This is a genomic window from Actinomadura rubteroloni, assembly GCF_002911665.1.
GTDB lineage: Bacteria > Actinomycetota > Actinomycetes > Streptosporangiales > Streptosporangiaceae > Spirillospora > Spirillospora rubteroloni.
Window position 1 is genome coordinate 330,164 of the sequence record NZ_MTBP01000005.1, and the last position, 9,630, is coordinate 339,793.

The 9,630-nt window shown below is 75.9% G+C and carries 11 protein-coding genes; 6 read left to right on the forward strand and 5 right to left on the reverse strand.

What is annotated here, in order from left to right; translation table 11 throughout:
• Window positions 1–60: 60 nt before the first annotated feature.
• Both BTM25_RS27955 and BTM25_RS27960 read left to right on the forward strand, forming a co-directional pair.
• Window positions 61–672, forward strand: coding sequence for a class I SAM-dependent methyltransferase (locus BTM25_RS27955; protein WP_103566522.1), 612 nt, complete (start codon window positions 61–63; stop codon window positions 670–672).
• Window positions 669–1,241 (forward strand): TrmH family RNA methyltransferase, encoded by a 573-nt coding sequence (locus BTM25_RS27960; RefSeq protein WP_103566525.1) that lies wholly within the window; start codon window positions 669–671, stop codon window positions 1,239–1,241. Before BTM25_RS27955 ends, BTM25_RS27960 begins: the two co-directional genes overlap by 4 nt.
• 3 nt (window positions 1,242–1,244) lie before the next feature.
• On the opposite strand, the gene BTM25_RS27965 is transcribed toward BTM25_RS27960, so the two are convergent.
• On the reverse strand, window positions 1,245–1,463 hold the full coding sequence (locus BTM25_RS27965) for an EF-hand domain-containing protein (RefSeq protein WP_103566527.1): 219 nt from the start codon (window positions 1,461–1,463) through the stop codon (window positions 1,245–1,247).
• Between the two features lie 117 nt (window positions 1,464–1,580).
• Between BTM25_RS27965 and BTM25_RS27970 the strand changes: the two genes are divergently transcribed.
• Window positions 1,581–2,450 carry a glycerophosphodiester phosphodiesterase gene (locus tag BTM25_RS27970; protein WP_205648308.1) on the forward strand — a complete coding sequence of 290 codons (870 nt, stop codon included), beginning with the start codon at window positions 1,581–1,583 and terminating at the stop codon, window positions 2,448–2,450.
• A 25-nt stretch (window positions 2,451–2,475) separates the two neighbouring features.
• Here BTM25_RS27970 and BTM25_RS27975 read toward each other — a convergent pair whose 3' ends face one another.
• Window positions 2,476–2,745, reverse strand: coding sequence for a type II toxin-antitoxin system Phd/YefM family antitoxin (locus BTM25_RS27975; protein ID WP_103566532.1), 270 nt, complete (start codon window positions 2,743–2,745; stop codon window positions 2,476–2,478).
• A gap of 103 nt (window positions 2,746–2,848) precedes the next feature.
• On the opposite strand from BTM25_RS27975, the gene BTM25_RS27980 reads away from it, so the two are divergent.
• On the forward strand, window positions 2,849–3,475 hold the full coding sequence (locus BTM25_RS27980) for a ClpP family protease (protein ID WP_103566535.1): 627 nt from the start codon (window positions 2,849–2,851) through the stop codon (window positions 3,473–3,475).
• A 199-nt stretch (window positions 3,476–3,674) separates the two neighbouring features.
• A complete protein-coding gene (locus tag BTM25_RS27985) occupies window positions 3,675–4,019 on the forward strand; it encodes an RNA polymerase-binding protein RbpA (protein WP_103566595.1) in 345 nt (114 codons plus the stop codon).
• 668 nt (window positions 4,020–4,687) lie between these two features.
• On the opposite strand, the gene BTM25_RS27990 is transcribed toward BTM25_RS27985, so the two are convergent.
• The 3 genes from BTM25_RS27990 to lnt all read right to left on the reverse strand — a co-directional run bounded on the left by BTM25_RS27990 (window position 4,688) and on the right by lnt (window position 7,701).
• A complete protein-coding gene (locus tag BTM25_RS27990; RefSeq protein ID WP_103566537.1) occupies window positions 4,688–5,209 on the reverse strand; it encodes an FxsA family protein in 522 nt (173 codons plus the stop codon).
• A 107-nt stretch (window positions 5,210–5,316) separates the two neighbouring features.
• Window positions 5,317–6,069, reverse strand: coding sequence for a polyprenol monophosphomannose synthase (locus BTM25_RS27995; protein WP_103566540.1), 753 nt, complete (start codon window positions 6,067–6,069; stop codon window positions 5,317–5,319).
• A 6-nt stretch (window positions 6,070–6,075) separates the two neighbouring features.
• On the reverse strand, window positions 6,076–7,701 hold the full coding sequence (gene lnt / locus BTM25_RS28000; protein WP_103566542.1) for an apolipoprotein N-acyltransferase: 1,626 nt from the start codon (window positions 7,699–7,701) through the stop codon (window positions 6,076–6,078).
• Between the two features lie 547 nt (window positions 7,702–8,248).
• Between lnt and BTM25_RS28005 the strand changes: the two genes are divergently transcribed.
• Complete coding sequence (locus BTM25_RS28005) at window positions 8,249–9,019, forward strand: bestrophin-like domain (protein WP_103566544.1); 771 nt, start codon at window positions 8,249–8,251, stop codon at window positions 9,017–9,019.
• Window positions 9,020–9,630 lie beyond the last annotated feature (611 nt).

Here is a 9,630-nt window from a genome sequence, read left to right on the forward strand (position 1 = left end):
ACACGGACCGCGCCGCGCCCGGGACGGACGGGCGTCCCCGGACTGGTACGGTCGGCCGACGTGGGAGATCACTACTTCGCGCCGCGGCCCGGCCTGCCCGCCCGGCCCGGCGCCGTCGACCTGGTCCTGCCGGACCTGCACCTGCGGCTCGCGACCGACCGCGGCATGTTCTCCCCCGGCCGCGTCGACCCCGGCACCCGGATCCTGCTGGAGACCGTCCCGCCGCCCCCGCCCACCGGGCACCTCCTGGACCTCGGCGCCGGATACGGCCCCATCGCCCTCACCCTGGCGGCGCGCTCGCCGCAGGCGAGCGTCTGGGGCGTGGACATCAACGAGCGCGCACTCGACACGGCGAGGCGCAATGCCTCCACCGCCGGGCTTGACAATGTAAGGTTCATACTGCCGGACGAGGCCGACCCCGGCGTCCGCTACGCCGCGCTCTGGTCCAACCCCCCGATCCGCATCGGCAAGGCCGCCCTGCACGACCTGCTGAACACGTGGCTGCCGCGCCTGTCCCCCGGCGCGACCGCCCACCTCGTCGTCCAGAAGCACCTGGGCGCCGACTCCCTGCACCGCTGGCTCGACGCCTCCTACCCCACCGAGCGGATCGCGTCCCGCGCGAACTACCGCGTCCTCGCCGTCACCGCACCCCGAGAAGGAACCGCCCGATGACCAGCCCGCAGGCCGGCGCGCACCCCGGCCGCCGCCAGCTGCGCCCCACCGACGTCAAGCGCCTCAACCGCGGCTGGCGCCGCCGCACCGAGGCCCGCCTCGGGCTGCTCGCCGAGTCCGTCACGCAGCCGTTCAACATCGGGTCCCTGCTGCGCAGCGCCGCCGTGTTCGGCGTCGAGCACCTGTGGCTCGCCGGGAACGCCACCTCCCCCGACCACCGCAACGTCGCCAAGGTCGCGCTCGGCACCGAACGGCTCGTCCCCTGGACGCACGCCGGGACTCCCGCCGAGGCCGCCGCCGGGATCCGCGCGGCCGGGCTGCGGCTGGTGGCGATCGAGCTGACCGCCGACGCCGTCCCGCTGCACGACGCTCCCCTGGACGGCGACGTGTGCCTGGCCGTCGGCGGCGAGGACCACGGGGTCTCCCCCGCGCTGCTCGCCGCCGCCGACGCCGTCGCCTACATCCCCCAGACCGGGCGCGTGGGGTCCCTCAACGTCGCCGTCGCCGCCGCGATCGCGCTCGCCGAGGCGCGCCGGCGCGAATGGGCGGCCGGGCCGCCGCCCGCCTGACGGTCAGGCCGACAGGCCGTCCATCAGCGCCGCGAACTCCTCCAGCGAGATCCGCCCGTCGCGGTCCCGGTCGGCCTGGACGACGACCTCGACCGCCCGCGTGTCGGTGATCTGGCGGCCCAGCGCCGCCATCAGGCCCTTCAGCTCCGCCGGGGAGATCCGGCCGTCGCCGTCGGCGTCCACCAGCTCGAACGTCGCCCGGTACTGCTCCACGTCCGCCATCCGCGCATGCTCCTTCGTCGCTGCCGTAACAGGTGCGGGGGTGACGGTAGCAGCCCAGCCACCGTCCTTTACAAAGTAAGTCACGGGTGGGGGCGGGGACCCGCGATAATCGGGGGCGTGCCGCCCAGCTACGCCTTCCTCGACCACCCCGGTCCCATCCCCTTCGCCCACCGCGGCGGCGCCGCCGGACGCCCCGAGAACTCCATGGCCGCCTTCCAGCGCGCCGCCGAGCTCGGCTACCGCTACCTGGAGACCGACGCGCGCGCCACCGCCGACGGCGTCGTCGTCGCCTTCCACGACCGCACGCTGGACCGCGTCACCGACGGGACCGGGCCGCTGGCCCGCCTCCCCTACGCCGACGTCGCGCGCGCCCGCGTCCACGGCACCGAGCCGGTCCCCCGCATGGACGACCTCCTCGGCTCCTTCCCCGGCGCCCGCGTCAACATCGACCTCAAGGACGCCTCCGTCATCGGCCCCCTCGTCGAGGTCCTGCACCGCACCCGCGCCTGGGACCGCGTGTGCATCACGTCGTTCTCCACCCGCCGCCTCGCCCAGCTGCGCGCCCGCCTGCCGCTCTACACCGACCGGGACGTCTGCACCGCCCTCGGCCCCCGCGACCTGGTCACCCTGCGCGCCCTGTCGCTGGCCGGACGCCCCGGACCGCGCCGCGAGCGCCTCGCCGCCCTGGCCGCCGCCGGCGTCGCGTGCGCGCAGGTCCCCGCGGCCCTCGGCCCGCTGCGCGTCGTCACCGCCCCGTTCGTCGCGCAGTGCCACGCCCTCGGCCTGAAGGTCCACGCCTGGACGATCAACGACCAGCCCACCATGGACCGGCTCCTGGACCTCGGCGTGGACGGCATCATGACCGACGAGCTGGTCACCCTCCGGCACGTCATGTCCGCGCGCGGCCAGTGGCAGCACGGCCCGCCCGCCGTCCGGCCCGCGGCACCCCCCGCGGTACCTCCGGCCGGGCGCCCGTCCGGCGCCTGACCCCACGCCCGGCGCGCGGCCAGGGTCAGCGGCCGAAGCCGGGCGGACGGCGCAGCTCGGCCGCCACGCGCATCGGACGCGGCGCCGCGCGCTCCTCGGCGGGCTGCGCCGGGCTCGTGCGGGTCAGGTCGATGCGCTGCTCGCGCAGGCTGCGCAGCAGCTCCAGATCCTCGGCCGACACCAGGGCCGCCATCGGCCTCCCCCGCCGGGTGAGCAGGACCGGATCGCCGGTGTAGGCGACCCGGTTGACCAGATCGGCGAACTGGGCGCGCGCTTCCGTCACCGGGATTTCCACGGATTCATCGTATAGCGAACCGCCCTGGCCTTCCCGACCCGCGAACTGTACGTTTCGTACGTCCGCCAAACGTACAGAACGTACAGTTCATGGGAGGCATCGCATGCACCGTCCCGACGGGGACCGCCCGCCGCTGTTCACCGCCCGCACCGCCGCGCCCGCCGAGGCCCCGCCGCGCGGCGACGAGCCGATCTTCCAGCGGCTGCTGGAGCGGCGGATCGTGTTCCTCGGCCAGGAGGTCGACGACCGCGTCGCCAACCGCGTCGGCGCGCAGCTCCTGCTGCTGGCCGCCGACGACCCCGACCGCGACATCACCCTCTACGTCAACTCCCCCGGCGGCGTCGTGGACGCCGGCCTGGCCATCTACGACGTCATGCAGTTCGTGCCCAACGACATCGCCACCGTCGGCCTCGGGCTGGCCGCGTCGATGGGCCAGATGCTGCTGTGCGCGGGCGCGCCCGGGAAGCGGTACGCGCTGCGGCACACCCGCGTGATGATGCACCAGCCGCACGGCGGCATCGGCGGGACCGCCTCCGACGTCCGGATCCAGGCCGAGCAGGCCCGCTACCTGCGCCGCGTCCTCGCCGAGCGGACCGCGTTCCACACCGGGCAGCCGCTGGAGCGCGTCGAGGCCGACGGGGAGCGCGACCGCTGGTTCACCGCCGACCAGGCCCGCGAGTACGGGTTCGTCGACCACGTCGTCGACACCACCGACCGGGTCGGGACCTGACCGTCCCCGCCCGCCCCTGACCGCGATCCGCGACGGGCGGCCCAGCCGGACGAGTGCCGCGAACCGGGCGCCCGAAACCGGACACCTCGTCTCCGAGTCCGCAAACGGCAGGGTTGGAACGGCCTCCGGACGGGAATCTTGTGACCGGATCCAGCGTTGGCATGGACGACACCGCAAGCCGTCTGGGAGGCACGTGACGATGGCCGAGCGCGCACTTCGCGGCACCCGACTCGGAGCGACGAGCTACGAGAACGATCGCAACACCGACCTGGCCCCGCGCCAGGAGGTGGACTACACCTGCGGCAAGGGCCACCGGTTCACCGTGACGCTCGCCGCCGAGGCCGAGGTGCCCATGACATGGGAATGCCGGAGCTGCGGCGCGACCGCTCTCCGGGTGGACGGGGAACTGCCCCAGGCCAAGAAGGGCAAGCCCGCCCGAACCCACTGGGACATGCTGATGGAACGCCGCACCGTCGAGGACCTGGAGGAAGTCCTCGCCGAGCGCCTGGCGATCCTGCGGGCAGGCCGCCGCAAGAGCGCCTGACCCGCACGAACGCGACATCGGGGTCCGCACCACACGGTGCGGACCCCGACGCACGCCCACCCCCATCCCCCACCCACGCCCCGTCGACCCACCGCACGCCCCCACCTACGCGGCGCCTTCGACCGCGCGGCGGACATCGTGCCGGGCGCGCCGTGCGCGGCACACGCCGGGACGTTGAGCGCGGGCGAGCGGCCGGTTGTGGCCGCAACGCCCGGCCCGATGGTGCCGGCCCTGCGCCCGGCACCGTCTCGCACGAGCAGACGTGCGTGCGAGGTGGACGCCGCATGTGCGCCCCGGCAGGCGGGCGCGCCCGCCGGACGAACGGACGGCGGGGCAGCCGTGCCGCGCACGTGCGGACGCGCGTCGGCTGCGGCCGGCGCGGCCTTCCAGGCGAAGGGCAGCCGAGTGGCCAGGCCGGGTGGGCAGGGCACGCCGCCGCGCGGCCAGGGCGGCAGGGCGCGGGCGGCGCCTTCCCGCCCTTCCTGCCATGGCCACCTTTCCCGCCATGGCCGCGCGGCGGCGGGACGGACGGACGGGCCGGGCGAGCACGCGTGATGCCGCGCGAGGGCGAGCCGGGGCGAGGAGCGAAAGCAGGCGCGCCCGGCCTTATACGGGCGTGCAGAGGGGGCGCGCACGCGTGGAGGGGGCGCGGTGGCGGGCCGGGTGGGTCAGGGGCGGACGGGGAGGCCGTTTGTGCCGTCCGGGGGCGGGTCGTCGCGGACGACCTCGCCGCGCACCACCGGGCCGCGCGGCGCGTCTCCGGGGGCGGACGGGCCGAAGCCGGGCGGGAACGCGCCGCCGAACGGCGCGGGGCGCGGAAGGGTGGCGGCGCGGCGCGACGCCCAGGACAGGAACGCGCGCCGCACCAGCGGGCGCGTCAACGGCAGCACGACCAGCGCGCCAAGGACGTCGCTGACGAACCCCGGCGTGAGCAGCAGCAGCCCGCCCGTCATGACCAGGGCGGCGTCGCCGACCTCCCGGTCGGGGACCGTGCCGGTGCGGGCGGCGTCCTGCAGCGCCCGCCAGGCGCGGCGGCCCGCGCGGCGCACGATCCAGCCGCCGAGCGCGGCGGAGGCCAGCAGCAGCGCGAACGTCCACCAGCCCCCGATCAGGTGGGCCGCGCCGGCGACGGCGAGGACCTCGGCGACCGGGAGCAGCAGGATCGCGGCGAGAACGGGACGGGACGGCATGGCTCCAGCCTCGGGCGGTCGGCGCGGGACGCGGCCCGGCCGGGACGCGTCCCCTTCACACCGCTTTCAACGCGGCGGGCCCCCGGAACGTTTCCGGCGGCCGGCGGTCAGCGGCGGAAGCGCTCGGCGCGGGCCTCCACGCCCCACCGCGCGACCCGCCACGCCGCTTCCACGATGACGTCGCCGCTCATCTTGCTCTGCCCGTGGACCCGCTCGTGGAAGGTGATCGGGACCTCCACGACGCGCAGGCCCTGCCGCAGCGTCCGCAGCGCCAGGTCGATCTGGAAGCAGTAGCCGCGCGACGCGACGCCCTCCAGCCCGATCTTGTCCAGGGTCGCGGCGCGGAACGCGCGGAACCCGCCGGTCGCGTCGTGGACGGGCACGCTCAGTACCAGCCGCGCGTAGACGTTCGCGCCGCGCGACAGGACCTCGCGGCGGCGCGGCCAGTTCACGACCTTCCCGCCCGGCACCCACCGCGACCCGATGACGAGGTCGGCGTCGCGCAGGGCGCCGAGCAGCCGCGGGAGCTCCTCGGGCTGGTGGGAGCCGTCGGCGTCCATCTCGACCATGACGTCGTAGCCGTGCTCGGCGGCCCACCCGAACCCGGCGATGTAGGCGGCGCCCAGGCCGTCCTTGGCGGTGCGGTGCAGGACCTTCACGTGGTCGTCGCCGTCGGCGAGGGCGTCGGCGAGGTCACCGGTGCCGTCGGGGCTGTTGTCGTCCACGACGAGGACGTCGACGTGCGGGACGGCCGCCCGGACGCGGCCCACGATGGACTCGATGTTCTCCCGTTCGTCGTAGGTCGGGATGATCACCAGGACCCTGCCCAGGTCCGGCGTCCCGTGCGCCGCAGTCTCCATCGCGTGTCAGTTCCCCTCGTTGTCTCGTCGCCCGCGCGCCGCGACGGCGGCCGCCCCCACGGCCAGCACGGCGACGGCGGCGAGCGCGTCCTCCGGAAGCGCGCCGAGCCGGTCGGCGAGCGTGCGCCCGGTGCGCGCGGGCATCGTCGCGACCTGGACGTCGGGCGTGAACTCCCGCGACCGCGACACGATCCGCCCGTCGGGAGCCACGATCGCGCTGATGCCGCTCGTCGCCGCCACCAAGATCGTACGGCCATGCTCGACCGCGCGCAGCCGCGACATGGCGATCTGCTGCGGGGGAAGGCTCGTGCGGCCGTAGGTGGCGTTGTTGGTCTGCACGACGAGCATCTGCCCGCGCGCGACGTCGCGCACCTCCCGGTCGTAGGCGACCTCGAAGCAGATCACGTCGCCGATGGTGACGGGGCCGAGCCGCATCACGCCCGACCGCTTGCCGTGCGCGAAGTCGCGGGGGACGCGGTCGAACCGGGTGATCAGCTTCGTCAGCAGCGGACGGAACGGGATGTACTCCCCGAACGGGACGGGGTGGCGTTTCACGTAGTAGTCGCCGGGCCCGGTGACGGGGTCCCACACGATGCCGCGGTTCTCGACCTGGGTGCCGTCGGAGCTGTCGACGAGCGCGCCGACCAGCACCGGCACCCCGACGTCCTTGACGGCCTCGTCGATCGCCGCGTACGCGTCGGTCTCGGCGTAGGGGTCCAGGTCGCTGGCGTTCTCGGGCCACACCACCAGGCTCGGCCGCGCGACCTTCCCCTCGCGGATGCGGGCGGCGAGTTCGTGGGTGCGGTTGACGTGGTTGGTGAGGACGGCCTTGCGCTGCCCCTCGAAGTCCAGGCCGAGGCGCGGGACGTTGCCCTGGACCACCGCGACCGTCACGGGCCGTCCGCCGGTCGGGACCGGGACCGCGCGCGCCGCCGCGCCGAGCGCCGCGACGGCCGCGAGCGCGGCGGCGACGCCGAGCAGCGCGTTCCGGCGGCGGCCGGGCTTCCGCGCGGCGGCGACGCCGAGCGCGGCGGCGGCCAGCAGCCCGCCCACCAGGGCGGTCGCGAACGTGACCAGCGGCGCGCCGCCGACCGCCGCGTACGGGGTGAGGGGCGTGCCGGTCTGGCTGAACGCCAGCCGCGCCCACGGGAACCCGCCGAACGGGACGCTGCCGCGCACCAGTTCCTGCGCGACCCACAGCGCCGCCGTCCACACCGGCCATCCGCGCAGCCGTCCCACGGCCGCGAACCCGGCCGTCATCGGCGCGAAGTACAGGGCCTGGACGAGGCTGAGCGCGACCCACCCGTCCGCGCCGACCCGCGCGATGCCGGTGAGGACGGGCAGGAAGAACGCCGCACCCGACAGGAACCCGAGCCACGCCGCCGTCCGCGCCCGCAGCCCCCGCACCGCGAGGACCAGGACGGCGACCGCGACCGGCGCCGTCACCGTCCACCCCGCCGGGGGGAACGCCGCGAACAGCAGCGGCCCGGCCGCGGCGGCGGCCAGGGTGCGGGGCCAGCCGGCGCGCCCGCCGCGGCGCAGCCCCGCCCACCGGCGCGCCCACCGGCCGGGGCGGGCCGGGGGCGGCGGCCCGGCGTCGGGGGGGCTGCCCGCGAGGGTGTCCTGCGTCACCGCGCGTCCTTCCTGTCGCTCTGCGGGAACGCTACCGGGGACGCGCCCGCCCCACGACCGGGACCGGGCGTTCGCGCAGGAGGCAGGCGGAATTCGCGCGGGGCACGGAAGAGGACCCGTGGCATCCGTCGGGCCGGACACGCCTCACAGGCGGTGAGAACGAGGATCCGTTTTCTACTGGATGCCGCGGGTCCTTCCCGGGTCCAACCCCCGCGCGATCGGGCGGCTCCACCCAGAAGGCCCCGGAGCCCGCACCTGGCTCGTTGGCGCGGGGTGGGCGGCGTCGTGAGCGGCCGATCGGTGAGTCCGTGCTGGACCCGAGCAAAACTATCCGGTTCACCGGCCTTGTCAACCACCGCGCGCGACCTGCGCGGACCCGTCCGCGCAGGTCGCGGCGCGGATCGCGGCGCACCGAAATCGGCGCGGGCGAGACGGCCGGAACGCGCCACCGCAAAAGGCAGCGCCGCGACGGATGGTGAAACTATAGTAACCCTCGGTTAACCCTTGTGTCGGTTTCCCGGCACCTTCACCCCCGGAAGAGAGGGTCATGCCCGTCTATCTCCTCGCCGCGCTCTGCGCCGTGGCGGTCGTGCTGCTGGCCGGCCGCCTGGCGCGCAGGATGCGGCTCGGCGACGAGGACGCCGCCGCCGACGGCCCCACCAACGCCCACGCCGGATCCATGCTGTCGGCGCTGTTCCTCGCCGCGTTCGCGATCGCGATCGTCGTCCCGTGGACGACCACCGACGCCGCGCGCCTCAACACGTTCACCGAGAGCCAGGCCATCGTCGAGGCGACCTGGACCACCACCCGGCTGCCCGCCGCCGAGGGCGCGCCGCTGCGCGACGCGCTCACCGGCTACGCCCGCTTCGTCCGCGACCGCGAGTGGCCCCGCATGCGCGACGGCCGCATGGACCCCGCCGGGGACTCCGCCCTGGACGGCCTGCGCCGCCGCGCCATCGCGCTGCCCACCGACAAGGGCGACGAGCAGAGCGACGCCCGCACCGCCCTGCTGGACCAGATCGCGCAGATCTCCACCGCCCGGCACCAGCGCGGCATGGACGCGCGCAGCAGCCCGCCCGGCTGGCTCCTGGTCATCACGATCGCGACCGGCCTCGTCGTGGTGCTGCTGCCGTTCCTGTCGGGCGCGCGGCCCCGCGGGTGGACGCTCGTCCCGCTCGGCATCATGGCCGGGCTCCTCGGCGTCGGCGTGTGGCTGGCCATCGACATCTCCCACGTGTTCGCCGGGGCGCTGGCCGTCCAGCCCACCGCGTTCGCCTCCGCGCTCGCCGAGATCGCGCGCATCGGCGCGGGCGGCTGACCGTGCCGCCCTCGACGAACCCGTCCCCGCCCGGCCCCGCGCCGCGTCCGGCCCGGCGCGCGTCACCGCGCGGCCGGTGGCGGGCGGTCCTGCGGCCGGGGTGGATCCGGCCGGGCGCGCGGCGCGCCCTCGCCGTGGCCGGGGTGCTCGCGGTCGCGCCGTTCGCGCCGCTGGCCGCGTCCGCCGCGCCGCCTCCGCCGCCCGTCCCGCACCCGCGTCCCTGGCCGCATCCGCATCCTCATCCGCGGGTGATCGTGTGCCTGGACGGCGTCGCCTACGTCGGCGTGGGCGACGGCGGCGTCCGCGTGATCGTCGGCGGCGGCGTCCACTGTCCCCGGCCGCCGCACCACCACCATCCCCATCCCACCCCGACCCCGACCCCGACGCCTCCGCCGGCCAGGCCGACGCCGACACCCAAGCCCACGCCGACGCCCTCGAAGGCGCCCGCCGCGCCCGCGCCCCCCGCGCCGAGCCCGACGCCGGCTCGAGTATGGTTACCTCGCTGTCCTGGGGTTCGCACAGGGCGTTCGGCCGCCGTTCATCTTCGTGCTGCTCGCCGTGCTCGCGTTCCACCACCACGACATCGTGTACCGCGCCCGCCAGGGGCTCCG

Excerpts from the sequence above, each read along its gene's own strand:
- BTM25_RS27960 (WP_103566525.1), top strand. The coding sequence starts at position 669 with ATGACCAGCCCGCAGGCCGGCGCGCACCCCGGCCGCCGCCAGCTGCGC.
- BTM25_RS27965 (WP_103566527.1), bottom strand. The coding sequence starts at position 1,463 with ATGGCGGACGTGGAGCAGTACCGGGCGACGTTCGAGCTGGTGGACGCC.
- BTM25_RS27980 (WP_103566535.1), top strand. The coding sequence starts at position 2,849 with ATGCACCGTCCCGACGGGGACCGCCCGCCGCTGTTCACCGCCCGCACC.
- BTM25_RS27985 (WP_103566595.1), top strand. The coding sequence starts at position 3,675 with ATGGCCGAGCGCGCACTTCGCGGCACCCGACTCGGAGCGACGAGCTAC.
- BTM25_RS27990 (WP_103566537.1), bottom strand. The coding sequence starts at position 5,209 with ATGCCGTCCCGTCCCGTTCTCGCCGCGATCCTGCTGCTCCCGGTCGCC.
- BTM25_RS27995 (WP_103566540.1), bottom strand. The coding sequence starts at position 6,069 with ATGGAGACTGCGGCGCACGGGACGCCGGACCTGGGCAGGGTCCTGGTG.
- BTM25_RS28005 (WP_103566544.1), top strand. The coding sequence starts at position 8,249 with ATGCCCGTCTATCTCCTCGCCGCGCTCTGCGCCGTGGCGGTCGTGCTG.